General features: G+C 63.4%; 21 protein-coding genes. 13 read left to right on the top strand and 8 right to left on the bottom strand.

Annotated features, from left to right (window positions below):
* Positions 1 to 57: 57 nt before the first annotated feature.
* Both AC5ZG5_RS10615 and AC5ZG5_RS10610 read right to left on the bottom strand, forming a co-directional pair.
* The gene (locus AC5ZG5_RS10615) at positions 58 to 3,210 is read right to left on the bottom strand and encodes a multidrug efflux RND transporter permease subunit (RefSeq protein WP_456641798.1); all 3,153 of its coding nucleotides are present in this window, start codon (positions 3,208 to 3,210) and stop codon (positions 58 to 60) included.
* Positions 3,207 to 4,376, bottom strand: a complete 1,170-nt coding sequence (locus AC5ZG5_RS10610; RefSeq protein ID WP_456641797.1) for an efflux RND transporter periplasmic adaptor subunit — start codon at positions 4,374 to 4,376, stop codon at positions 3,207 to 3,209. Before AC5ZG5_RS10610 ends, AC5ZG5_RS10615 begins: the two co-directional genes overlap by 4 nt.
* A gap of 168 nt (positions 4,377 to 4,544) precedes the next feature.
* Between AC5ZG5_RS10610 and AC5ZG5_RS10605 the strand changes: the two genes are divergently transcribed.
* The 7 genes from AC5ZG5_RS10605 to AC5ZG5_RS10575 all read left to right on the top strand — a co-directional run bounded on the left by AC5ZG5_RS10605 (position 4,545) and on the right by AC5ZG5_RS10575 (position 11,087).
* Positions 4,545 to 5,003: a MarR family winged helix-turn-helix transcriptional regulator gene (locus tag AC5ZG5_RS10605; RefSeq protein ID WP_130227791.1), complete on the top strand. Its 459-nt coding sequence runs from the start codon at positions 4,545 to 4,547 to the stop codon at positions 5,001 to 5,003.
* A 104-nt stretch (positions 5,004 to 5,107) separates the two neighbouring features.
* Complete coding sequence (locus AC5ZG5_RS10600; protein WP_130227792.1) at positions 5,108 to 5,344, top strand: hypothetical protein; 237 nt, start codon at positions 5,108 to 5,110, stop codon at positions 5,342 to 5,344.
* Positions 5,345 to 5,572: 228 nt separating this feature from the next.
* Positions 5,573 to 8,125 (top strand): TonB-dependent receptor, encoded by a 2,553-nt coding sequence (locus tag AC5ZG5_RS10595; RefSeq protein WP_456641796.1) that lies wholly within the window; start codon positions 5,573 to 5,575, stop codon positions 8,123 to 8,125.
* 11 nt (positions 8,126 to 8,136) lie between these two features.
* On the top strand, positions 8,137 to 8,826 hold the full coding sequence (locus tag AC5ZG5_RS10590) for a Fe2+-dependent dioxygenase (protein ID WP_130227794.1): 690 nt from the start codon (positions 8,137 to 8,139) through the stop codon (positions 8,824 to 8,826).
* Positions 8,823 to 9,812, top strand: a complete 990-nt coding sequence (exbB, locus tag AC5ZG5_RS10585; RefSeq protein WP_130227795.1) for a tonB-system energizer ExbB — start codon at positions 8,823 to 8,825, stop codon at positions 9,810 to 9,812. The genes AC5ZG5_RS10590 and exbB overlap by 4 nt, the downstream gene beginning before the upstream one ends.
* A 3-nt stretch (positions 9,813 to 9,815) precedes the next feature.
* A complete protein-coding gene (gene exbD, locus AC5ZG5_RS10580; protein WP_028164594.1) occupies positions 9,816 to 10,286 on the top strand; it encodes a TonB system transport protein ExbD in 471 nt (156 codons plus the stop codon).
* Between the two features lie 12 nt (positions 10,287 to 10,298).
* The gene (locus tag AC5ZG5_RS10575; protein WP_456641795.1) at positions 10,299 to 11,087 is read left to right on the top strand and encodes a cell envelope integrity TolA family protein; all 789 of its coding nucleotides are present in this window, start codon (positions 10,299 to 10,301) and stop codon (positions 11,085 to 11,087) included.
* 130 nt (positions 11,088 to 11,217) lie between these two features.
* Here the strand turns inward: AC5ZG5_RS10575 and AC5ZG5_RS10570 are convergent, their stop codons facing one another.
* From AC5ZG5_RS10570 to AC5ZG5_RS10560, 3 genes are all read right to left on the bottom strand, one after another.
* Entirely contained in the window at positions 11,218 to 11,625 is a 408-nt protein-coding gene (locus tag AC5ZG5_RS10570) for a hypothetical protein (protein ID WP_130227807.1), read from the bottom strand.
* A 43-nt stretch (positions 11,626 to 11,668) separates the two neighbouring features.
* Positions 11,669 to 12,349, bottom strand: a complete 681-nt coding sequence (locus tag AC5ZG5_RS10565; RefSeq protein ID WP_028164597.1) for a site-2 protease family protein — start codon at positions 12,347 to 12,349, stop codon at positions 11,669 to 11,671.
* A gap of 111 nt (positions 12,350 to 12,460) precedes the next feature.
* On the bottom strand, positions 12,461 to 13,378 hold the full coding sequence (locus tag AC5ZG5_RS10560; RefSeq protein WP_456641854.1) for a DMT family transporter: 918 nt from the start codon (positions 13,376 to 13,378) through the stop codon (positions 12,461 to 12,463).
* A gap of 102 nt (positions 13,379 to 13,480) precedes the next feature.
* On the opposite strand from AC5ZG5_RS10560, the gene AC5ZG5_RS10555 reads away from it, so the two are divergent.
* Complete coding sequence (locus AC5ZG5_RS10555) at positions 13,481 to 14,323, top strand: LysR substrate-binding domain-containing protein (protein ID WP_456641794.1); 843 nt, start codon at positions 13,481 to 13,483, stop codon at positions 14,321 to 14,323.
* Here AC5ZG5_RS10555 and AC5ZG5_RS10550 read toward each other — a convergent pair whose 3' ends face one another.
* The 3 genes from AC5ZG5_RS10550 to AC5ZG5_RS10540 form a co-directional block, all read right to left on the bottom strand.
* Positions 14,324 to 15,070, bottom strand: a complete 747-nt coding sequence (locus AC5ZG5_RS10550; RefSeq protein WP_456641793.1) for an SDR family NAD(P)-dependent oxidoreductase — start codon at positions 15,068 to 15,070, stop codon at positions 14,324 to 14,326.
* 17 nt (positions 15,071 to 15,087) lie between these two features.
* On the bottom strand, positions 15,088 to 15,822 hold the full coding sequence (locus tag AC5ZG5_RS10545) for an SDR family oxidoreductase (protein WP_456641792.1): 735 nt from the start codon (positions 15,820 to 15,822) through the stop codon (positions 15,088 to 15,090).
* A gap of 153 nt (positions 15,823 to 15,975) precedes the next feature.
* Entirely contained in the window at positions 15,976 to 17,784 is a 1,809-nt protein-coding gene (locus tag AC5ZG5_RS10540; RefSeq protein WP_456641791.1) for an IlvD/Edd family dehydratase, read from the bottom strand.
* Positions 17,785 to 18,005: 221 nt separating this feature from the next.
* Here AC5ZG5_RS10540 and AC5ZG5_RS10535 point away from each other — a divergent pair, with 221 nt between their 5' ends.
* The 5 genes from AC5ZG5_RS10535 (at position 18,006) to denD (ending at position 23,553) form a co-directional block, all read left to right on the top strand.
* Positions 18,006 to 19,067, top strand: coding sequence for an ABC transporter ATP-binding protein (locus AC5ZG5_RS10535; RefSeq protein ID WP_028164602.1), 1,062 nt, complete (start codon positions 18,006 to 18,008; stop codon positions 19,065 to 19,067).
* A gap of 157 nt (positions 19,068 to 19,224) precedes the next feature.
* Positions 19,225 to 20,547: an ABC transporter substrate-binding protein gene (locus AC5ZG5_RS10530; RefSeq protein WP_028164603.1), complete on the top strand. Its 1,323-nt coding sequence runs from the start codon at positions 19,225 to 19,227 to the stop codon at positions 20,545 to 20,547.
* A 114-nt stretch (positions 20,548 to 20,661) separates the two neighbouring features.
* A complete protein-coding gene (locus AC5ZG5_RS10525; protein ID WP_208826716.1) occupies positions 20,662 to 21,621 on the top strand; it encodes a carbohydrate ABC transporter permease in 960 nt (319 codons plus the stop codon).
* The gene (locus tag AC5ZG5_RS10520) at positions 21,614 to 22,522 is read left to right on the top strand and encodes a carbohydrate ABC transporter permease (RefSeq protein WP_456641790.1); all 909 of its coding nucleotides are present in this window, start codon (positions 21,614 to 21,616) and stop codon (positions 22,520 to 22,522) included. Before AC5ZG5_RS10525 ends, AC5ZG5_RS10520 begins: the two co-directional genes overlap by 8 nt.
* Positions 22,523 to 22,566: 44 nt before the next feature.
* The gene (denD, locus tag AC5ZG5_RS10515) at positions 22,567 to 23,553 is read left to right on the top strand and encodes a D-erythronate dehydrogenase (protein ID WP_028164606.1); all 987 of its coding nucleotides are present in this window, start codon (positions 22,567 to 22,569) and stop codon (positions 23,551 to 23,553) included.
* The last annotated feature ends 3 nt before the right edge of the window (positions 23,554 to 23,556 follow it).

Genomic DNA, 23,556 nt, shown 5'->3' with positions numbered 1-23,556 from the left:
CGGGCGGCAACCAATGGGTTTCGCTTCGCTCTACCCATCCTACGGGCTACGAACAGCTCACTCCGCGGCTTCCTTGACGGAACGCTCTTCTTCGCGCCGATGCTCCTCCTCGTCCTCTTCATCGGTCGAGCTGCTCCAGCCCGCGAACATATTGGAGAGCTTGTCGAGATAGAGGTAGACCACCGGCGTCGTGAACAGTGTCAGCGCCTGGCTCACGATCAGGCCGCCGACCATGGCGTAGCCGAGCGGCTGGCGGATTTCCGATCCTGTGCCGGTGCCGAGCATCAAGGGCACGCCGCCGAGCAGCGCCGCCATCGTCGTCATCATGATCGGGCGGAAGCGCAGCAGCGCTGCCTGCCGGATCGCGGCCTCGGGCTCCAGGTGATCGTCGCGCTCGGCCGCGATCGCGAAGTCGACCATCATGATGCCGTTCTTCTTGACGATGCCGATCAAGAGGATGATGCCGATCAGCGCGATCAGGCTGAAGTCGAAGCCGGCCGCCATCAGGATCGCGAGTGCGCCGACGCCGGCCGAGGGCAGCGTCGACAGGATGGTGATCGGATGGATGTAGCTCTCGTAGAGGATGCCGAGGATCAGGTAGACGACCACGAGCGCGGCGAGGATCAATAGCGGCACAGTGCTCAGCGATTGCTGGAACGCCTGCGCGGTGCCCTGGAAGCTCGAATTCAGCGTCGGCGGCGCACCCATCTCGACCATCGCCTTCTGCACCGAATTGGTCGCTTGTCCCAGCGCCACGCCCTGCGCCAGATTGAAGCTGATGGTGATCGCCGGGAATTGGCCCTGGTGGCTGATCGACAGCGGCCGCACCGGCACGCTGGTCCAGGTCGCAAAGGTCGACAGCGGCACCTGCTCGCCGGTTAGCGGTGACTTCAGATAGATCTTGTTCAGCGTGTCGATACCGGCCTGCAGTTCGGGCAGCACTTCCAGGATCACGTGATAGCTGTTGAGCTGGGTGAAATATTGCGTCACCTGACGCTGGCCGAACGCGTCATACAGCGTGTCGTCGATGAGCTGCGGCTGGATGCCGTAGCGCGAGGCGGTGTCGCGGTTGATCTTCAGTTCGAGCGTGGTGCCGTTGGTCTGCTGGTCGGTCGCGACGTCGCGCAGTTCCGGCAATGTCTGCATCTTCGCGAGAATCTTCGGCGCCCATTCGTTCAGCTCGGCGAGATTGGCGTCCTGCAGCGTGAATTCGAACTGGGTGCGGGTCGGCCGGCCGCCGAGGCGGACGTCCTGCGCCGCCTGCATGAACAATCTGGCACCTTCGACCTGCTCGAGCTTCGGCCGCAGGCGTGCGATGATCTGCTGCGCGTTGGCGGAGCGCTGGTCGCGCGGCTTCAGCGTGATGTACATGGCGCCGTTGTTGCCCGCCCGGCCGCTGCCGCCGATGGCCATGGCCACCGTCGCGACGTCAGGGTCGGCGAGCACGATCTTGCCGAGCGCCTCCTGCTTGCGCTTCATGTCGACGAAGGAAATGTCCTGGTTGGCTTCCGAGGTCGCGGTGATCAGGCCGACGTCCTGCTGCGGGAAGAAGCCCTTCGGGATGACCACAAACAGGTAGACCGACAGGCCGAGCGTCGCGAAGAAGATCATCAGCGTCGTGAACTTCCAGCGCAATGCGAGGTCGAGCACGTTTTGATAACCCCGCAGCATGGCGTCGAAGCCACGCTCGCTCATCTGGTAGAACCGGCCGTGCTTGGTCTCGCCATGGGCCCGCAGGAAGCGCGAGGCCATCATCGGCGTCAGCGTCAGCGACACGAACATCGAGACGAAGATCGTCATCGCCAGCACGACCGCGAATTCGCGGAACAGGCGCCCGATGATGCCTCCCATCAGGAGCAGCGGGATCAGCACCGCGACCAGCGAGATGCTGATCGAGACGATCGTGAACCCGATCTCGCTCGCGCCCTTGAAGGCGGCCGCCATCGGCTTCTCGCCTTCCTCGATATAGCGCGTGATGTTCTCCAGCATCACGATGGCGTCGTCGACCACGAAACCCACGGCGATGGTCAGCGCCATCAGGGACAGGTTGTCCAGCGTGTAGCCGAACACCCACATCAGTGCACAGGCGCCGAGCAGGGCGAGCGGCACGGTCACAGTCGGGATGACCGTGGCCCAGAAGCTGCGCAGGAACACGAAGATCACCATCACGACCAGCCCGATCGTGAGCAGCAGCGTGAATTGCACGTCCTCGACCGCGGCGCGGATCGTGGTGGTGCGGTCGCTGATGACGTCGATCTTGATCGCCGGCGGGATCGCGGCGACCAGCCGCGGCAGGGTTGCCTTGATCTTGTCGACGGTGTCGATGACGTTGGCGCCGGGTTGCTTGAAGATGACCAGGAACACGCCGCGCTGGCCGTTGGCCCAGGCCGCCTGCTTGGCGTCTTCCGGGCCGGCGACGGCCTGGCCGATATCGCGGATTCGCAACGGGCCGCCATTGCGGTAGGCGATGATGACGTCGTTCCAGGGGGCGGCCTTCAGGAGCTGGTCGTTGGCGTAGATCGTATAGGCGCGGGTGTCGCCGTCGATATTGCCCTTGGGACTGTCGACCGTGGCGCTGGTGATGGCGGCGCGCACGTCCTCCAGCGACAGGCCCTTTGCCACCAGCTTGGCCGGATCGATCTGGACCCGTACCGACGGCTTCTGTTGACCGCCGATGATGACCTGGGCCACGCCGGAGATCTGGCTGATCTGCTGCGCAAGCTGCGCGTCGACGGCATCGCTCACCTCGGTCAGCGGCAGCGTCTCCGAGGTCGCCGACAGCAGCATGATCGGGGAGTCCGCCGGGTTGACCTTTCGGTAGGTCGGCGGCGACGGCAGGTTCTTCGGCAATTGGCCGCTCGCCGCGTTGATGGCGGCCTGTACGTCGTTGGCGGCGCCATCGATACTGCGATTGAGATCGAACTGGATGGTGATCGATGCGGTGCCGAGATAGCTCGTCGAGGTCATCTGGGCGACGCCGGGGATCTGCGCGAATTGGCGTTCCAGCGGCTGCGCCACCGAGGTCGCCATGGTTTCCGGGCTGCCGCCGGGCAAATTCGCGGTGATCTGGATGGTCGGGAAGTCGACCTGCGGCAGCGGTGCGACGGGCAGCAGCGGATACGCCACGAGGCCGACAAAAAGAATGCCCGCCATCAGCAGCGAGGTGCCGATGGGGTAGCGGATGAAGGGAGCGGAAATGCCGTAGCTCATTCCGGCTTCACCTTGGATTGCGTCGCATCCGAGCTCGCGACCGCGGTGCTGACGAGCACGCCGGGCGAGACTTTGTATTGGCCTGAGGTAATCACCTGCTGGCCTGGCGATAACCCCTCATCGACCACGGATTTGCCGTCGATCGAGTAGCTGACCTTGATCCGGTGCAGCTCCGCCTTGTTCTCCTGGCTGACAGTATACGCGTAAAGCCCGTCCGTGCCATGCTGGACGGCATCGTCGGGAACCACGGTCGCATCCTTCAGCGTCCGCACCAGGAGCCGCGTCGATACCGATTGGCCCGGCCACAGCGCGTGGTCCTTGTTCTCGAACACCGCCTTCAGGCGGATGGTTCCGCTGGTCGTATCGACCTGGTTGTTGATCAGCGCGAGAACGCCGGTGGACAGGAGGCGCTTGCCGTCAGTGGAGTAGGCGATGGTCTTCGGCGGGGAGGCCGCCAGCGCCGCCTTGATGTCAGGCAGTTGGTCCTCGGGCGCGGTGAAAATCACCGCGATCGGCTCGATCTGGGCGATCGAAACGATGCCGGTCTGGGTCGCGGCATTGACGATGTTCCCGACATCGACCTGGCGCAGGCCGGCGATCCCCGTGATCGGCGCCTTGACGGTCGCGTAATCGAGCTGCGTCTGCGCATTCGTGATCGCCGCATCGTCTGCGGCGATCTGCGCCGTCAATTGCGCGACCATGGAGCGCTGGGTGTCGGTCTGCTGGCGCGTGGCGAACTCGCCGAGCCGGGTGTAGCGCTGCAGATCGAGCTTGGCATTGGCGAGATTCGCCTCGTCCTGCTGCTTCTTGGCCGTGGCCTGGTCGAGCGCGGCCTGATACGGGCGCGGATCGATCTCCACCAGGACGTCGCCCTTGTTGACCAGCTGGCCTTCCTGGAAGGCGATCTTCATGATCTGTCCGTCGACGCGGGTGCGGACCTGGACGGTGTTGAAGCCCTGCACGGTGCCGAGGCCGGTCAAATAGACCGGGAAATCGGCGGTTTCGACGCGTGCAATCCGAACCGGGACGGGCGGACGGGCAACGGCGGCAGTCTTTTGCCCGTCAGCTTTGGTGTGCCCCACGCCATAGCGCTGCCAGCCAAAATACCCCGCGGCGCCGACGGCGGCGACCAGCAAGAGCCAGCCTATCGTTCGTGACTTGGACATGCGCGCTCATGGGTTCGGAGACAATTATAGGTGTTTAAAACCGTTCCGGGGAAACCATATAATGCGTCAGCACTTAATGCGTACACACACTAACACTTGAGAATCCTAAACATTTGGAAAGGTTTAGGAGCGCGTTCCTGAAGCCTCGATCCGTCCGTTGAAACCGACATGTCGCTCGATCTGAAACGCCAGCTTGTTTCGCAGCTTGTCGAGAGTTCACGCCTGTTGCGTAACTATATCGACCATCGTGCGAAGACGCGTGGCACCACGCGCGCGCAATGGATCGTGCTGTTCCGGCTGCGGGAGCAGGAGGGGCTGTCGCAGGTCGATCTCGCCGATGTGCTCGAACTGCAGCCAATCTCGCTGGTGCGACTGCTTGACCGACTGGTCGAGCACGGGCTGCTCGAGCGCCGGCCTGATCCGAAGGACCGCCGCGCCAACCGCCTGTTCCTCACCGATCGCGGCCGGCAGCTGGTCGACGATCTCGACAGCCTGCGCGATGCGATCGCAACCGACGTGCTGCGCGACATTCCCGATCAGCGGATCGAGGCCAGCCTTCAGACGCTGCGGGACCTCAAGGATCGCATCAAGTCGCTCGGCGAAGGCCCGGACGTTGCGGTGAAATAAAGCACTTCACCTCGCCCGCAAGCGGGAGAGGGAGTTTCTCTCCCGGTTGAATCCGGACTCGATGTCGGTCATATCGCAGCCCGCGAGCGAAATCGGGGTGAGCGATGGACGAGCTGAACGGACGCATGATGGCCTGCCAGATACTGATCACGGGATTGATCGCGCGCGTTGCCAACGAGCAGAAGGATCCGCTGCGTTTCATCACCGATTTCCGCGACGAGATCAAAGCGGTGGTGAATGGAGTCAATATTGCAGGCGAGAACACCGATCGCGTGCGTCAGGTCGCACAGCGGACGGTGGACGAATTGTTCTCGCTGATGAAGCCGCCGAGCGCCGATTAAGCTTCGTTTACCGCCGAACTGTGGGTGATTGATTTCGCAGCGGTTTTCCTGCTCTTTAGAATCGTTATTAGAATAGTTTGAAATAATCAGATTAGAAGCGTTCTGATCTGGATCGATTCAAACGAGCGATCGACGCATTCGCGTTGACCCGAAATTTCGTCGCCGATACCACCCGCCCATCGTCGCGTATCAAAGCGCATAAATCAGAATTCATCGCGGGGGCGAGTGATGAGCAACATAAAGACGCCGAGGTCGCTGCGTTTCGAGGTGGCGATCAACTCGGCCGGCGAACGGCTTGAGGGCTACTCGGGCAAGAAAGTGTCGACGGTTGCGGGCCTGATCGCGGTCGCATCGTTTTCCGGCGCCGAAGCGCAACAGCCCGATTTGCCGCCGGTGAACGTGGAAGCGCCCGTGGCGCGGCCGCGGACGGCCAACACCAAGCCGACACCGGATCAGGTCCGCGCCCGCACCGCACTCAGGCGCGCGTCGCGTCGCACGCAGCAGACGCGGGTTGCGGCCGTGCCTTATCCCAACGCCGGTGGGCTCAATGCCGATCGCGATCCCTATGCGGATCCTGCCGCGCCTTACAAGGTCGATCGCGTGCAGGCGTCAGGAAAGTTTCCCGAGCCGATCCTGAATACGCCGAAGACGATCACGGTGCTCTCCAGGCAAGTGCTGGACGACAAGAACGCCACCACGTTGCGGCAGGCCGTGCTGAGCACCGCCGGTGTCACGCTCGGCACGGGCGAGGGCGGCAACGCCTTCGGCGACCGCTTCTTCATCCGCGGCTTTGATGCACGCAACGACATATTCATCGATAGCGTGCGCGACGCCGGCGTCAGCGTCCGCGAGAACTTCTTCACCGAGCAGGTCGAAATCCTGCGCGGCCCCGGCTCTTCATTTGCCGGCCGAGGCACCACCGGCGGCGCCATCAACATCGTCACCAAGCAGGCGACGACGGAGGGCAGCTTCTACAACATGGATACGACGTTCGGCACCGATCGCACCAAGCGCGTCACGCTCGACGTCAACCAGGTGATCAGCCCGACGCTTGCCGTGCGCGCGGGCGGCCTGTTCCAGGACGCGGGCGTTGCCGGCCGTGACTACGTGTCCGATGACCGCGGCGGCGGGTTCGTTGCGGCGAAGTGGACGCCGATCGATGCGGTGAAGGTGACTGCAGGCTACATTCACACCGATATTCACGGCCTGCCGGATTTCGGCGTGCCCTATTTCCGGCCGAGCACCGCGAGCAAGGCAGGCGGCCCGTTCCCGGATTTCGGCGTCAACCGCAACAATTGGTACGGCTTCACCGATCGCGACTTCTCGCAGGTGAAGCAGGATATCGGCACCATCAACGCCGAGGTGCAGGTCACGCCGGATCTTACGCTCAGCAACAAGACCAGGGCCTCGCGCTCGCTGTTGAATTACATCGGCACGCTGCCTGAGGCGCCGGTCCTCAGGAATCCGCTCATTTTCTCGACGTTGTCGGCCAATCCGCAGAGCCGCTATCAGACCACCGATACGCTGGCCAACCAGACCGAGGCCACCTACAAATTCGACACTGGCGGCTGGCGCCATACGGCGCTCGTCGGTGTTGAAGTGTCGCAGGAGCGCTCCAGCATCGACAAGTATACCGGCTTGAGTTCGGAAGCCATTGGCGCGCCGTTCTCGGGCACGGGCTCGGTCACGGGTGTCAGCGTGTTCAACCCGCAATACACATTCCTGCCGTTCGGCACGACCCCGACGCTTGCGGGTCTCCCAACCAAGATCGGAATCGACACTACCAGCGGCTACCTGCTCGACACCGTCAACTACCACGATCTCGTCATCCTCAACGGCGGCATCCGCTACGATGATTACAAGATCAACACGAGCGGCTTCGGCACGGTGAACGGCGTGCCCAACGTGTTCGGGACGCAGTCGGGCGAGTTCGGTCTGCCGAACTTCAATTTGGGCATCCTGCTCAAGCCGCTTCCGATCGCGAGTGTCTATGCGGCCTACGCCACCTCTTCGAATCCTGTCGGCGCGGAGTTCGACGGGACCAGCACAGCGTATGGCGGCCTCTCGCCGGTGCTGAACGGTAACACTAATCAGATCTTCGGTCCCGAGAAGAACACGGCGATCGAACTCGGCACCAAATGGGAGTTGTTCGATCGGCACTTGCTGGTGACGGCGGCGCTATTCCAGACCGAAAAGGATAACGCGCGTGAATCGGTCAATATCACGCCGGCGACCGCCACCGCATCCTGTCCCTATCCCGCGAACACAAGCGGCACCGTGCCCTGCATCAGTGCCGGCGCTGCCTACCGCATCCGCGGCATCGACCTCGGCCTTGGCGGCAAGATCACGGACAAATGGAGCGTGTTCGGCGGACTGGTGCTGATGCAGTCCGAGGTGACGAAATCGCTCGTTCCGCCCGCGAACACGATTCTCTACACCACCAATGTCGGCCTGCCGCTCGCCAACGTCGCGCATCAATCGTTCAGCCTGCTGACGAAGTACCAGCTCACGGACATGTGGGAGATCGGTGGGCAGGCGGTCTACCGTTCCAAAATCTATGGCGGCACGTTCCTCGCGGCGAACCAGGGCACGCAATTGCCGAGCTACTGGCGCTTCGATGCGTTCGCGGAGGCGAAGCTCAACAAGAACTGGAGAGTCAAACTGTTCGTGAACAACATCTTCAACAAGCTTTATTACGACGCGTTGTATCAGAGCCCGGCTCCGTTCGTGCTCGAGGCGCCAGGTCGCGCCGCCTATCTCGTCGTATCGGCACGGTTCTGAAACGACAGGGCATGCTGATTTGCGTTCCGAATGTGCTGAGCAAGACCGATGTGGCTGACTTCCGTCGCATCATGGATGCCAGCGCCTGGGAGGATGGACGTTCGACGGCAGGCGCCGCATCGGCGCTGGTGAAGCGCAACGAGCAGTTGCCGCCGGATAGCGAGGTTGCACGCCAACTCGGCAGCCGCGTGCTGTCGGCGCTTTCGGCCAGTGCGCGCTTCATCTCGGCGGCGATCCCACTTAGAATCTTTCCACCTTTGTTCAACCGTTACGTCGCCACCGACGGTCATCATTTCGGTCTGCATGTCGACAACGCGGTGAGGGGAGACCATCTCACCGGCTTGCGGATACGCACCGACCTCTCGGTCACGCTGTTTTTATCGGAGCCGGATGAATATGATGGCGGCGAGCTCGTCATCGAAGATCTCTACGGCTCGCATGAAGTGAAGCTGCCGGCCGGCGACCTCGTTCTTTATCCTGCTTCTAGTTTGCATCTGGTCACGCCGGTGACGCGGGGCGCGCGGGTTGCGTCTTTCTTCTGGCTCCAGAGCATGGTACGGGAGGCGCACGCTCGCAGTCTGATCTTCGATCTGGACACCGCTATCCAGGCCTTGGTGGAGCGGCTTGGGCGAGACGATCCCGAAACGGTCAAATTGACCGGCATCTATCACAACTTGATACGCCACTGGGCCGAAGTATGAACATCCTAACTACCCGCGCGACACTCCTTGCACTCTCCGTGCTGACGCTGGTCTCGTTTGCAGCACCGTCGTCGGCGCAGCAGCAGATGGCGCCCGCCGCTCCCGCTCCATCTGCGCCTGTCGCGCAACAGACTGCTCCCGCCGCGCCGCAACCACCGGCAGAGGCGGCGACGCCGGCGCAGTCACCCTCCGCCGCCGCGTCGGTTGCCTCGCAGGGAACTCAAGACGTCAGTGCAGCGCCCGCCGAGGGCGACGGCAAGAAATCGGCGACCATCGCCGGACTGAAGGAACTGTCGCCCTGGGTGATGTTCTGGAATGCCGACATCGTCGTGAAGGCGGTGATGATCGGTCTTGCCTTTGCATCGCTGGTGACCTGGACGGTGTTCATCGCCAAGATGATCGAGCTTACCGTCGTGCAGCGCAAGTTGCGCGCCGCGCTCGCCAAGATCAGCGATGTGCGCTCGCTTGCTGAAGCGCAGTTCGCGCTCGGCGCCAAGGGCAGCGTGCTGTCGACCCTGATCGCCGCGGCGATGCGGGAAGGGCGGCTGTCGGCCGGCATCTCCAGCGACGCCGGCATCAAGGAACGCGCGGCATCGAGCTTTGCCGAGATCGTGCGTGCCGAAGGCCGCCGCATTCGCGTCGGCATGGGCCTGCTTGCGACCATCGGCGCGACCTCGCCCTTCGTCGGTCTGTTCGGCACCGTCTGGGGCATCATGAACAGCTTCATCGGCATCTCGAAATCGCAGACCACCAACCTCGCGGTGGTCGCGCCCGGCATCGCCGAGGCGCTGCTCGCAACCGCGATCGGCCTCGTCGCGGCGATCCCGGCCGTGATCATCTACAATCACTTCTCGCGGGTGACGAAGGGTTATCTGGAACTGGTCGGCCGTGCCTCGGGCGCGGCTGCGCGGCTGCTGTCGCGCGACCTCGACCGCACCAATGTCAGCGTGTCCAGCGGCGCACATTCGCGCACGGCGGCGGAGTAGGCGATGGCTGTCTCGATCGCGGACAATGACGGCGACGACGACGATTTCGCGGAATCGCACGAGATCAACGTCACGCCATTCATCGACGTCATGCTGGTGCTGCTGATCATCTTCATGGTGGCCGCGCCGCTCTCCACCGTGGACCTGCCGATCGATCTGCCGACGTCGAGTGCGACGCCGCAGAAGAAGCCGGATAAGCCGACCTATGTCAGCATCAAGTCGGACCTGACGCTTGCGATCGGCGAAAATGCGGTCAAGCGCACTGAGCTGGTGCATTCGCTCGATACCTTGGCCGACATGAGCAAGGATAAGTATGTATTCCTGCGAGCGGATCGCGCGGTGCCTTACGGCGAGCTGATGGGGGTGATGGAAATCCTGCGCTCGGGCGGCTACAACAGGGTCAAGCTGGTGACGCTCGAAGGTGTTCCCGGCGCGCCTGCCGCACCGCAGGCCGCCGAACCGGCAAAACCTTGACGACGGACAGCGATGTCTGACCTCGATCTCGAGCAGAAGCCTTCCCGACGGCTATGGATTTGCGCCGCAGCGACGGCGCTTGCGCTGCATGTTGGCGGCGCGGCGCTGGCGCTGGCGAATTTGCGCGGCGATGACGTCGGCGACGGCTTGGGCGCAAATGCCGCCGAGTTCGCGGTGGAGATGGCCTCGCCCAAGGTCGAGGACGAGAATCTGCCGCCGGGGCCCGACGCCGATGCCTCGCAGGCCGCTCCGCAGCTCTCCGAGCAGAAGGCCGAGGTCAAGGAGACCGACCTTCCGAAGGACGTGCCGCAGGAGTCCGAAGACCCCGACCGCATCGTCACGCAGAACGACTCGAAGAAACCCCAGGAAGACGATCCCAAGGTCCAGGCCGTCCAGACCCAGGCCTCCGAGGAGGCGCCGGCCCAGGAAGCAACCGCGCGGCAGACGCTGGAAGAGAACGCGCCGGAGGCCGAGCAGGCCAAGGCCCCCAATCGCGGCATCGGCAAGGACAGGCAGAAGCTCACCGCCGACTGGGGCCGCAAGATCAGCGCCTATTTCGAGCTCCACAAGCGCTATCCGCACAACAAGAGCAAGGCGACCACCGTGAAGGTCAGCATCGTGCTGAACCGCCGCGGTAACATCGTCAACGTCGCTGTCGCGGAGTCCTCAGGCGACCCGGCCTTCGATGACGCGGCCATCTCGATGGTCCGTCGCTCCGACCCCGTCCCCGCGCCGCCAGCCGAACTCACCGAAGACCAATTCGCCTTCAGCCTCGACGTGAACTTCAAGAAGCCGAAGTAACGGATTGAGGCACAGGGCGGATTAGCTCGTAGGATGGGTAGAGCGGAAGCGAAACCCATCGGTCTCAAAGCACGCTGCGCGAATGATGGGTTTCGCTTCGCTCTACCCATCCTACGGCTGCAACGCGGCTCTAGCGCCAGAAATAGCGGATGCCGACGTAGACCACGACGAGGCAGGCGAAGATCAGCGCCACAGGGAGCGGCCGTTTGCCTGTCGGGCCCGATACCCCCGGCTTCTTGGCGGGGAGGCGGCGGAAGGCGGTGACATTGCCGCGGTCGGCGACCGGCTCGCGGGAGGGCGCGGGGACGTCGGGCGGCGTGCCGGCACCGCCCATCTCGGCATAATAGCTCTTGTACATCAGCTTGATGGTGGCCTCGCTCGCCTCAAGCTCCGGCATCTGCTCCAGGAGCTTGTTGTAGGTGCCGAGGAAGTTCTGCGCGTCGGCCGACAGGGACGACGTGCCGTTCAGCTTGGCGAGCATTTTCCAGGTCGCGAAGTCCGCTCTGGCACGGGTGTCTGCACGTCGAGCGATCAGCATATCGGCAGCTTTGATCAAGAGGCCCTCGCGATTTTTTCTCAACCTAGGCGTTGCCGGTGATGAGGAGAAGCGCACCTATCACATAGCCGGTCAGTGTCCGCAGTATCGCGGAAATAATATCAAGATTGAGACCAAGCTGCGAACCGAGCAGGGGCAGCAAGATCAAAAGCCCGATCAGGATCAGCAACCCGTAGGGCTCGAGGCGCGCGAGCGGTTCGGCGAGCGGCCGGGGCAAGAGCCCGACCGCCACCCGGCCGCCATCCAGCGGCGGGATCGGCATCATGTTGAAGATCGCGAGCACGATATTGATGAGGAAGGCGTTTTTGAGATTGTCCGCGACCCAGCGCGCGCTGTCCGGCGGGACGAATGGGAGTAAGTGGAATGCCAGTGCGGCAACCAAAGCGAGAATGATGTTGGTGGCGGGGCCGGCCAGCGCCACCCAGACCATGTCGAGCCGGGGATGCTTGAGATTGCGGAAATTGACCGGCACCGGCTTGGCATAGCCGAACAGGAAGGGCGACTGCGACAGCAACAGCACGGCGGGCAGGACCACTGTGCCGAAGGGATCGATATGCTTCAACGGATTGAAGCTGACGCGGCCGAGCTGCCAGGCGGTGTTGTCACCCAGCCGGTGGGCGACGAAGCCGTGCGCCGCCTCATGGAAGGTGATGGCGATCAGGAGCGGCAGCACCCAGACGGAGATGGTGTAGAGGGAGATGTTCAAGGGGGATATCCGGTCGCGGCGGCGCCGCTCTCAACCACACATGATGGTTGCGGCCGGGTTCCGGCGCAAGGCGGAAATGCGCTGCGACGCATTAGCGCGGAATATCGGCCGTCAGCGTAGCTTCTGCACTGCCGGATCGGCCTCGACGACCTCCTTGGGGCCGGATTGCGTCGTCGCGATCCAGATGCCCGCGAACACGGTCACGATGCCAATCACCAGATTCCAGCGCAGCGGCTCGCCCAGCAGCGTGGCGCCGACGAGCGATGCCGCGATCGGATTGACGGTCACCGAGATCGCGACGCGGGTCGGCGTCGTGCGCTCCAGCGCGAATGCCCAGAGATAGAACGTCAGCGCCGCGCCGAAGGCCCCGAGATAGACCGCGCCGAACCATTGTGGGACACCGAAAGCGGCGACCGGGGCAAAACTGCCACGCGCGAGCGAGGCGAGGATAAGGCAGGCGGCACCGGCGGCCATGGCTATCGTCGTGAACGGGATGGGGCCGGAGCGGCGGATGAAGGGCCTCGACCAGATGCTGTAGAGCGCCATGCAGAGCGCGGCCGCGACCATCAGGAGATCGCCGCGCCACGCCCCGTCAGGCGCGGTGCTGAGGCCGGAGAGCAGGGCCATGGCGACACCTGTTATCGTCACCAGTACGCCCGTGGTCTTTCGCACCGTCAATTGCTCGCTGCCAAGCGCCGCGCCGACCGCCATCGTCAATAGCGGCAATGTCGAGAGCGCGAGCGCACCGCGCGCCGCCGTCGTGAAGATCAGCGATGCGTTGAACAGGATCGGGAACAGGGCGAAGAACAACAGGCCGAGGCCAATCACCGCCGGCCAGTCGCGTCGCGCCGGCCAGCCTCGTCCCTGTATCAGGACGAGCGGAAGCAGCAGCAGGAAGCCGATGCCGAAGCGGAACGCGCCGATGGCGAGCGGGTCGATGGCGCCCACGAGGTAGCGCGTTGCCCCGATCGACGTGCCGCCAAGCGCGCTCGAAAGCACCGCGGCCAGGACACCCCAAGTTTCGCCCATCCGGCTTGACCCCATTTTTCGGTTCTTGCCGACGGTAGGGGGACACGCCATAATCAAGAAATCAAATTTATCTTATGGATAAAATCACGGTTCGTTATGAGCATGGATCCGGACCTCCTGAAGGCATTCGTTGCGGTGGCGGACCATCGTTCCTTCACCCGTGCGGCCGTGGCGCTGAACCGGACGCAATCGGCAGTCAGCATGCAGGTGAAGCGGCTGGAAGAGCGGCTGCAGGCGGAGCTGTTTCATCGCACCAAAGCCAATGTTGACCTCAGCGCGGCCGGCGAAGGCTTGCTCGGCTATGCGCGCCGCATCCTCAGCCTGAACGAGGAGGCGATGGGCCGCGTCCGGGAGCACAAGGTAGAGGGGCGCGTCCGCCTCGGCGTGATGGACGACTACGGCACGCTACTGGTCCCGCCGCTGCTCGCCAGCTTCGTCGCCAATTATCCGCTGATCCATATCGAGATGGAGACGGGGCTGACTTCGTCCATGACCGACCGGCTCGGAGAGGCCTACGACCTCGTCATCGCCATGCACCCGGAAGGACGCGGCGAAGGCGAACTCCTGCGGTGCGAGCAGGCGGTGTGGGCGGCGAGCCCGGAGCATCGCGTCGAGGAGCTTGATCCGCTTCCGGTGGCGCTTTACCCGCAGGGCTGCCTGTTCCGGAGTTGGGCGATGCAGGCGCTTGACGCTGCGAAGCGGCCGTGGCGGCTCGCCTTCGTCAGCCACAGCCTCGCGGCGGTCGAGGCGATCGCGGTGCAGGGATTGGCCGTGACCGTGGTCAAGGCCGGGACCTTTCCGCCGCGGCTCCGGCGCCTGTCGGATCGCGACGGCATGCCGCCGCTGCCGCGCGCCGAGATCAGGCTGCATCGCGCCGCGAACCTGTCGCGCGCGGCGTTACTGTTGGCCGACCATCTGGTCGCGGAGCTCCGCCAACCGATTTAATTAGTAGGTCGCGCGGCCGCCCGAGATGTCGAACACAGCGCCGGTGGAGAAGGCGCAATCCTCCGACGCCAGCCAGGCGACCAGCGCGGCGAGTTCTTCCACCAGCACGAAGCGGCCCTTCGGAATCTTCGACAGCATGAAATCGATATGCTGCTGCGTCATCTGGTCGAAGATCGCGGTACGCGCCGCCGCCGGCGTTACCGCGTTGACGAGGATATCGTGTTGCGCGAGTTCCTTGCCGAGCGATTTCGTCAGCGCGATCAGGCCGGCCTTCGACGACGAATAATGCGCCGCGTTCGGATTGCCTTCCTTGCCGGCAATGGAGGCGATGTTGACGATCCGGCCGTAGCCCTGCTTGAGCATCGCCGGCACGATCGCCTTGCAGCAGATGAAGGGGCCGTCGAGGTTGATGCGCAGTACCTTGCGCCATTCGTCGAGGTCAGTCTCCCACACGGTCTTGTTGATGCCGGCGATACCGGCATTGTTGACGAGGATGTCGATCTTGCCGAACGCTTTCAGCACTTCGTCGCGCGCTTTCTCGACGCCGGCGGGATCGGTAACGTCGACCTTGAAGGCGGCCACCTCCGGGCCGATCTCCTTCGCGGTCTTCTCCGCCAGCGCGATGTCATGATCCCAGATCGCGACTTTGGCGCCGGAGGCGACAAAGCGATCGGTGATTGCGCGCCCAAATCCCTGCGCGCCGCCGGTGACAACCGCAACGCGGCCGGTGAGATCGTATTCGTTCATGGTGTGCTTCCTTGAAATTAGAGGGTCCAGCCGCCGTCGATGGCATGCGCGACGCCGGTGGTGAACGCGCTCTCGTCGCTGGCGAGATAGACGGCGAGTGCGGCGATCTCCTCGGCGGTGCCGAGCCGGCCCATCGGCTGGCGGGCGATGAACATGTCGCGCCCTTGCGGGCCTGCGGCGGCGGCGCGCTGTAGCATCGAGGGCGTCTCGACCGTGCCGGGGCAGATGCAGTTGCAGCGGATGCCTTTGGAGATGAAGTCGGCCGCGACCGAGCGGGTGAGGGCGGCCACCGCCGCTTTGGTCGCTCCGTAGACGTAACGGTTCGGCGCGGCCTTGAACACGCCGGCGGCGGAGGCGATGTTCACGATCGCGCCACCGCCCGCGTCCAGCATGCCCGGCAGGAAGGCACGGATCGTGCGGTGCATCGACTTCACATTGAGGTCGAAGGAGAAATCCCAGTCCTCATCGGAGCAATCGAGCACCGTGCCGTGATGGACGAAGCCGGCGGCATTGAGCAGGATGTCAGTCTTGCCGACGCGCTTGGCCATCGCCGCGACCGCAGCGGTGTCGCGCACGTCCAGCCGCGCCACCTCGGGGATGCCCTCCTGCTTGAGGAGCGCGAGCTTCTCCTCGTCGATATCGGTGGCGAACACGGCGGCGCCCTCGCGCGCAAAGGCCACCGCGCAGGCGCGGCCGATGCCCACGGCCGCTGCGGTGACGAATGCGCGCTTGCCCTTCAGGCGGTCTGACATGTTGTCTCCCTTCATTCTGCTCGTCATTCCGGGGCACGCGAAGCGTGAGCTATGATGCGCAATTGCACATCAGAGAATCCATTTGTCCGCTTGCGTATGTGGCGCAATGGATTCCGGGTTCGCCGCTTCGCGACGCCCCGGAATGACGCCGACCTAGTGATTATCCCTGGCCACGCCGACCTTGCCGGCGATGTCGTGATAGCGGGTGGCGAGTTCGAGGCAGGCGCCGGTGGCCTGCTGGCCGACGGTGGCGCGATAGAGTTCCTGCCATGGCGTCTGGTTCGCCGGATAGCGGAAGCCGCCATTCGCCTTCAATTCGGCATGCCGCTTCTTCACCTCGTCATCCGAGATCAGGATGTTGGCGGTGCCCTTGTTCAGGTCGATGCGCACCCGGTCGCCGGTCTTCAGGATCGCCAGCCCGCCATCGGCGGCCGCTTCCGGCGAGGCGTTGAGGATCGACGGCGAGCCCGAGGTGCCGGACTGGCGTCCGTCGCCGATGCACGGCAGGGACAGGATGCCGCGTTTGATCAGCGCCGCCGGCGGCTGCATGTTCACGACTTCGGCACCGCCGGGATAGCCGATCGGACCGGCGCCGCGGATGAACAGCATGCAGTGCTCGTCGATCTCGAGCGAGGGATCCTCGATCCGCTTGTGGTAATCCTCCGGCCCCTCGAACACGATGGCGCGACCCTCGAAGGCGTTCGGGTCCTTCGGGTTGACCAGATAGCGGTCGCGGAACTCCTTGGAGATCACGCTGGTCTTCATGATCGCGGAATCGAAGAGATTGCCGCGCAGTACCAGGAAGCCTGCGTCCTTCACCAGCGGCTTGTCGTAGGTCCAGATCACGTCGGCATCGGGCCGGGCTGCATCCTTGCAGTTCTCGCCCATGGTGCGGCCGTTGACCGTCACCGCATCTTCATGGATGCGCTTGTGCGTCATCAATTCGCGCACCACCGAAGGCACGCCGCCTGCGCGGTGATATTCCTCGCCGAGATAGAAGCCGGCCGGCTGCATGTTCACCAGCAGCGGCACGTCGTGGCCATATTTCTGCCAGTCGTCGATCGACAATTCGACGCCGACATGGCGGGCGAGTGCGTTGATGTGGATCGGCGCGTTGGTCGAGCCGCCGATCGCCGAATTCACCACGATGCAGTTCTCGAACGCCTTGCGGGTGAGGATGTCGGAAGGCTTCAGGTCCTCCCAGACCATCTCGACGATGCGCTTGCCGGTCTCATAGGCGATCTGGCCGCGCTCGCGATAGGGCGCGGGGATCGCCGCGCATCCTGGCAGCGACATGCCGAGCGCTTCGGCCAGCGAGTTCATGGTCGAGGCGGTGCCCATCGTGTTGCAATGGCCGACCGACGGCGCCGAGGAGGCGACGACGTTCATGAACTCCTCATAATCGATCTCGCCGGCGGCGAGTTGCTCGCGCGCCTTCCAGACCACGGTGCCGGAACCTGAGCGCACGCCATTGTGCCAGCCATTCAGCATCGGCCCGCCCGACAGCACGATCGCGGGCAGGTTCACGGTCGCCGCCGCCATCAGGCAGGCGGGCGTGGTCTTGTCGCAGCCGGTGGTCAGCACCACGCCATCGAGCGGATAGCCGAAGAGAACTTCGACGAGGCCGAGATAGGCGAGATTGCGATCGAGCGCGGCGGTGGGCCGCTTCCCCGTCTCCTGAATTGGATGGGTCGGAAACTCCATCGCGATACCGCCGGCTTCGCGGATGCCTTCGCGCACCCGATGCGCCAGTTCAAGATGATGGCGATTGCAGGGCGAGAGATCGTTGCCGGTCTGCGCAATGCCGATGATCGGTTTGCCGGACTGCAGTTCCTGCCGCGTCAGTCCATAATTAAGGTAGCGCTCGAGATAGAGCGCGGTCATGCCGGGATTGTGCGGGTTGTTGAACCATTCACTGGAGCGGAGCTTGCGTTTGGTGACTGGCGTAACGGGCTTGTTCATTGTTTCTCCCCGAGCGCAAAAGGCATGCTGCACTGCACTCAGCCTTGTTTCATTGACGCGACTTTATGCACGTCGACCGACTGTTCGCAATTGATTGAGTGCCGCGATATTCAACTTTGATCCAACGACATCGCGAAAAAATTCTGCTAAGAGGCAGCTCAACTTGAAGAGTGGGCAGGGCCTTTGTGGTCCTAACCGCCGCTAGAATCGGAGGGAATTGAATGGCGTCGGTGCAGATTAGCGACGTGCGCAAGTCGTTCGGTGGGTTTGAAGTCCTGCACGGCGTGACTGTTCCGATCGAGGACGGTGCGTTCGTGGTGTTGGTCGGCCCCTCCGGCTGCGGCAAGTCGACATTGCTGCGCATGCTGGCGGGACTGGAGAACATCACCTCCGGGACGATCTCGATCGGCAATCGCGTCGTGAACAACGTGCAGCCGAAAGAGCGCGACATCGCGATGGTGTTCCAGAACTACGCGCTATACCCGCATATGACCGTTGCCCAAAATATGGGCTTCTCGTTGAAATTGCGGAATGCGAACCAGCAGGACATCACCTCCCGGGTCAAGAAGGCCGCCGAAATCCTCGCATTGACGCCGCTCCTTGAGCGCTTCCCCCGTCAATTGTCGGGTGGTCAGCGCCAGCGCGTCGCAATGGGGCGCGCGATCGTCCGCGATCCCCAGGTGTTCCTGTTCGACGAGCCGCTGTCCAATCTCGACGCCAAGCTGCGCGTCGCCATGCGCACCGAGATCAAGGAACTGCACCAGCGGCTGAAGACCACGACGGTCTATGTCACCCACGACCAGATCGAGGCGATGACGATGGCCGACAAGATCGTCGTCATGCATGACGGCATCGTCGAGCAGATGGGATCGCCGCTCGAGCTCTATGACAAGCCCGACAACCAGTTCGTCGCCGGCTTCATCGGCTCGCCCGCAATGAACTTCCTCAACGGGCATCTGAAAGCCAACGGTCAGGTTTATGTCGAGACCGAGGAGGGCGCCCGGTTGCCGCTGGCGACCGCGCCGACCGCCTCCGACGGCAAGCCGGTGGTCTATGGCATCAGGCCCGAGCATCTCGACCTCGCCAGTGACGGCATCGAGGCTGAAGTCATCGTCGTCGAGCCCACCGGTTCGGAAACCCAGATCGTGGCGCGCATCGGCAAGCAGGACATCATTGCGGTGTTCCGCGAGCGACACGACGTCAAGCCCGGCGAAAGGATTCATTTGCGGCCGCGCGCGTCGTCCGCTCACCTGTTCGACAAGGACACCGGCCACCGTCTTTAGAGCATGATCCGGAAAAGTGGACACCGGTTTTCCGAAGAAGATCATGCTCGAACAAAGAGCTAGAGCGGGATGACAATTCGAAGAAAAGTCATCACGCTCTAGGCGGCCGGATTAACTAGGCCAAGCAAGACCATAAAATTAAGGGAGAAGACTTGAAATGAATAAGTTTACGACCGATCGCCGCTCGCTGCTCAAGGGCGGTGCGGGTCTTCTGGCAGCCGCCGCGACGATGTCGGGCGACGAACTGCTGGGCTATGCGAAGGCCTGGGCGCAGACTTCGCCGTGGAAGCCGGAGCCGGGGGCCAAGATCAACCTTTTGCGCTGGAAGCGCTTCGTCGAAGCCGAAGACGTTGCCTTCATGAAGATCGTCGACGCGTTCCAGAAGGCCAACAACGTCACGATCAACGTCTCCAACGAATCCTACGATGACATCCAGCCCAAGGCGTCGGTTGCCGCCAATACCGGGCAGGGCCTCGACATGGTCTGGGGTCTCTACTCGCTGCCGTTCCTGTTCCCGAGCAAATGCGTCGATGTTACCGACGTCGCCGACTATCTCGGCCAGAAATGCGGCGGCTGGACTGACTCCGGCAAGGCCTACGGCATGCTCAACGGCAAATGGATCGGCATTCCCGTTGCCGCCACCGGCGGCCTCGTCAACTACCGCGTCGCCGCGGCCGAGAAGGCCGGCCACAAGGAGTTCCCGAAGGATCTCGCCGGCTTTGCCGACCTCGTGAAGGGCATGAACAAGAACGGCACGCCGGCCGGCATGGCGCTGGGCCATGCCTCGGGCGACGCCAACGGCTGGCTGCACTGGGCGCTGTGGGCCCATGGCGGCAAGATGATCGACAAGAACAACAAGGTCGTCATCAACTCGCCCGAGACCGCCAAGTCGCTGGAGTACGTCAAGGGCCTCTACGAGAACTTCGTGCCGGGCACGGCGTCATGGAACGACAGCTCCAACAACAAGGCGTTCCTCGCCGGCCAGCTTCACCTCACCACGAACGGCATCTCGATCTATGTGACGGCGAAGAAGGAGAATCCGCAGATCGCGGAGGACATGAACCATGCGCATCTGCCGCCCGGCATCGACGGCAAGACGCGCGAGCTTCATCTCGGGTTCCCGATCCTGATCTTCACCTTCTCGAAGTATCCGCAGACCTGCAAGGCGTTCACCGCCTTCATGCTGGAGCCGGACCAGTTCAACCCCTGGATCGAAGCGGCGCAGGGTTATCTGTCCCACTTCCTCCTCGGCTACGACAAGAACCCGGTCTGGACCGCAGACCCGAAGACGACGCCATACCGCAGCGTGGCGCAGAGCGCGTCGACGCCCGCCGGCGAGGCGCAGATGAGCGAGAACGCGGCGGCTGCGATCGCCGACTTCGTGCTCGTCGACATGTACGCGAACTACTGCACCGGACGCGAGGATACGAAGACCGCGATGGCTTCGGCCGAACGCGCGGCCAAGCGCATCTTCCGCTAAGCGAACGGCCGGCGCGAAGTGCCGCGCCGGCTTTGGATATGAAGGTGATCGGGGCGACGCTCGGCCGTGGGGGCTCGGGCCGGGCGTTGCCTTCGATTTGGAGTTGGAGACGGAATGAGCACTGTCCAGACATCGATGCCGGTACAGGCTGCCGCTGCCGGCGAGCAGTCACTTTGGTCAAGACTGCGCGCCAGCCGTAACTGGGCGGCGCTGTGGTTCATGCTGCCGGCCGCGGCCTTCCTGATCCTGTTCCTGGCCTATCCGCTGGGGCTCGGCATCTGGATGAGCTTCACGGACGAACGCATCGGCCGTGCCGGCGTCTTCATCGGCCTGGAGAACTATCTATGGCTGTGGGACGACGCGATCTTCTGGCTGTCGGTCTTCAACACGATCCTCTACACGCTGATCGCCAGCGTCATCAAATTCGCGATCGGCCTCTACCTCGCGCTGCTCTTGAACCGGCACATGCCGTTCAAGGCCATGATCCGCTCGATCGTGCTGATTCCCTTCATCGTGCCGACGGTGCTGTCGGCGATCGCATTCTGGTGGATCTATGACGCCCAGTTCTCGATCATCTCCTGGTCGCTGATCAAGCTCGGCCTGATTGAACACAACATCAACTTCCTCGGCGACAGCACCTGGGCCCGCGCCAGCGTCATCTTCGCCAATGTCTGGCGCGGCGTTCCGTTCGTGGCGATCACGCTATTGGCCGGCCTGCAGACGGTGTCGCCCTCGCTCTATGAGGCCGCGACGCTCGATGGCGCCACCAACTGGCAGCGCTTCCGCTACATCACCTATCCGCTGCTGACGCCGATCATCGCCGTGGTGATGACGTTCTCGGTGCTGTTCACCTTCACCGACTTCCAGCTCATCTGGGCTCTGACCCGCGGCGGGCCGGTCAACGCGACGCATCTGATGGCGACGCTGAGCTATCAGCGCGGCATCATCTCCGGACGGCTGGGCGAGGGCGCGGCGATTGCGACCGCGATGATCCCGTTCCTTTTGGCCGCGATCGCGATCTCCTGGTTCGGCATGCAGCGCCGCAAGTGGCAGCAAGGATCGAACAATGACTGATTCAGCCCTGCAAACCAAAGCACCGGCGCAGGCCGCAAGCGACGACTCCGAGGGCATGAGCTATCTGGAGTCGCTGCCGCGGCGCCTGATCACGCTCTATCTGCCGCTGTTCATCATCCTCGTGGTGCTGCTGTTCCCGTTCTACTGGATGGTACTGACGTCGATCAAACCGGACGAGCAGTTGATCGACATGGAGAAGTTCAACCCGTTCTGGGTTGTCCATCCGACCTTCAAGCACATCAGCAAGCTGCTGTTCGAAACGCAGTATCCGCGCTGGCTCTGGAACACGATGTATGTGGCTGTCGGCGCCACCTTCCTGTCGATCGCGGCCAGCGTGCTGGCGGCCTATGCGATCACGCGGCTGCGGTTCAAGGGCGCCGACACCGTCGGCATCCTGATCTTCTTCGCCTATCTGGTGCCGCCGTCGATCCTGTTCATCCCGCTGGCCTCGGTGATCCAGGCCTACGGCCTGTTCGACTCGCCGCTGTCGCTGATCCTGGTCTATCCGACCTTGCTCATTCCGTTCTCGACCTGGCTCCTGATGGGGTACTTCAAGACCATCCCCTATGAGCTCGAGGAATGCGCGCTGATCGACGGCGCCTCGCGCTGGCAGATCCTGGTCAAGATCATCGTGCCCCTGGCGATCCCAGGTCTGATCTCGGCCTTCATCTTCTCGTTCACGCTGTGCTGGAACGAGTTCATCTATGCGTTGACCTTCCTGCAATCGACGCCGAACAAGACGGTGCCGGTCGCGATCGTCAACGAGTTCGTCGACGGCGACATCTACAAGTGGGGATCGCTGATGGCTGGCGCGCTGGTCGGCTCACTGCCGCTCGTGATCCTTTACGCCTTCTTCGTCGAGCATTATGTGTCGGCCATGACGGGAGCCGTGAAGGAATAGCGCAGGCGCCCATCTAGCCCTGAAGAACACGAAGGAGTTGGGTCTTGCACGTTCTGATTCTCGGCGCCGCCGGTATGGTCGGCCGCAAATTGACCGACCGTCTGCTGCGCGACGGCCGCCTCGGCAAGCAGGACATCACCAGGATGACCCTGCAGGACGTCGTCGAGCCTGCAAAGCCGGCCAATGCCTCGATCCCGGTCACGGTTGTGGCGTCCGACTTCGCCGATGCCGGCGCCGCGGCGCCATTGATCGCCGAGCGGCCCGACGTGATCTTCCATCTCGCCGCGATCGTGTCCGGCGAGGCCGAGGCCGACTTCGACAAGGGCTATCGCATCAATCTCGACGGCACGCGCTACCTGATCGACGCCATCCGCGCGGTCGGCGGCGGCTACAAGCCGCGGCTGGTGTTCACGTCCTCGATCGCCGTGTTCGGCGCGCCGTTCCCGGAAAAGATCGGCGATGAATTCTTCCACACGCCGCTGACGAGCTACGGCACACAGAAATCGATCTGCGAGCTTCTGATCAACGACTATACCCGCAAGGGCCTCTTCGACGGCATCAGCATCCGCCTGCCGACGATCTGCGTCCGGCCGGGCCGGCCGAACAAGGCGGCGTCGGGCTTCTTCTCCAACATCATGCGCGAGCCGCTCGCCGGCGAGGAGGCGATCCTGCCGGTGTCCGAGGACGTGCGGCACTGGCATGCTTCACCGCGGTCGGCGGTCGGCTTCCTCGTGCATGCCGGGACCATGGACCTCAATGCCATCGGCCCGCGCCGCAACCTCAGCATGCCCGGGCTCTCCGCCACTGTCGGCGAGCAGATCGCAGCACTCGAGCGCGTCGCCGGCAAGAACGTCACGGCGCGGATCAAGCGGGTGCCGGATCCGACCATCATCGGCATCGTCTCCGGCTGGCCACGCGACTTCGTCACCGACCGCGCGCTGAAGCTCGGCTTCACCACGGCCGAGAAGACCTTCGACGACATCATCCGGATTCACATCGAGGACGAGCTCGGCGGCAAGTTTGCAGCCTAGCTT

It is taken from the genome of Bradyrhizobium sp. Ses1, from assembly GCF_059512365.1.
This window is presented reverse-complemented; position numbering and strand designations above follow the sequence as displayed.

Excerpts from the sequence above, each read along its gene's own strand:
- AC5ZG5_RS10550 (WP_456641793.1), bottom strand. The coding sequence starts at position 15,070 with ATGAACGAATACGATCTCACCGGCCGCGTTGCGGTTGTCACCGGCGGC.
- AC5ZG5_RS10610 (WP_456641797.1), bottom strand. The coding sequence starts at position 4,376 with ATGTCCAAGTCACGAACGATAGGCTGGCTCTTGCTGGTCGCCGCCGTC.
- AC5ZG5_RS10615 (WP_456641798.1), bottom strand. The coding sequence starts at position 3,210 with ATGAGCTACGGCATTTCCGCTCCCTTCATCCGCTACCCCATCGGCACC.
- AC5ZG5_RS10560 (WP_456641854.1), bottom strand. The coding sequence starts at position 13,378 with ATGGGCGAAACTTGGGGTGTCCTGGCCGCGGTGCTTTCGAGCGCGCTT.
- AC5ZG5_RS10570 (WP_130227807.1), bottom strand. The coding sequence starts at position 11,625 with ATGCTGATCGCTCGACGTGCAGACACCCGTGCCAGAGCGGACTTCGCG.
- AC5ZG5_RS10605 (WP_130227791.1), top strand. The coding sequence starts at position 4,545 with ATGTCGCTCGATCTGAAACGCCAGCTTGTTTCGCAGCTTGTCGAGAGT.
- AC5ZG5_RS10520 (WP_456641790.1), top strand. The coding sequence starts at position 21,614 with ATGACTGATTCAGCCCTGCAAACCAAAGCACCGGCGCAGGCCGCAAGC.
- AC5ZG5_RS10545 (WP_456641792.1), bottom strand. The coding sequence starts at position 15,822 with ATGTCAGACCGCCTGAAGGGCAAGCGCGCATTCGTCACCGCAGCGGCC.
- exbB (WP_130227795.1), top strand. The coding sequence starts at position 8,823 with ATGAACATCCTAACTACCCGCGCGACACTCCTTGCACTCTCCGTGCTG.
- AC5ZG5_RS10575 (WP_456641795.1), top strand. The coding sequence starts at position 10,299 with ATGTCTGACCTCGATCTCGAGCAGAAGCCTTCCCGACGGCTATGGATT.
- AC5ZG5_RS10525 (WP_208826716.1), top strand. The coding sequence starts at position 20,662 with ATGAGCACTGTCCAGACATCGATGCCGGTACAGGCTGCCGCTGCCGGC.
- AC5ZG5_RS10540 (WP_456641791.1), bottom strand. The coding sequence starts at position 17,784 with ATGAACAAGCCCGTTACGCCAGTCACCAAACGCAAGCTCCGCTCCAGT.
- AC5ZG5_RS10590 (WP_130227794.1), top strand. The coding sequence starts at position 8,137 with ATGCTGATTTGCGTTCCGAATGTGCTGAGCAAGACCGATGTGGCTGAC.
- AC5ZG5_RS10530 (WP_028164603.1), top strand. The coding sequence starts at position 19,225 with ATGAATAAGTTTACGACCGATCGCCGCTCGCTGCTCAAGGGCGGTGCG.
- exbD (WP_028164594.1), top strand. The coding sequence starts at position 9,816 with ATGGCTGTCTCGATCGCGGACAATGACGGCGACGACGACGATTTCGCG.
- AC5ZG5_RS10600 (WP_130227792.1), top strand. The coding sequence starts at position 5,108 with ATGGACGAGCTGAACGGACGCATGATGGCCTGCCAGATACTGATCACG.
- AC5ZG5_RS10595 (WP_456641796.1), top strand. The coding sequence starts at position 5,573 with ATGAGCAACATAAAGACGCCGAGGTCGCTGCGTTTCGAGGTGGCGATC.
- AC5ZG5_RS10555 (WP_456641794.1), top strand. The coding sequence starts at position 13,481 with ATGGATCCGGACCTCCTGAAGGCATTCGTTGCGGTGGCGGACCATCGT.
- AC5ZG5_RS10535 (WP_028164602.1), top strand. The coding sequence starts at position 18,006 with ATGGCGTCGGTGCAGATTAGCGACGTGCGCAAGTCGTTCGGTGGGTTT.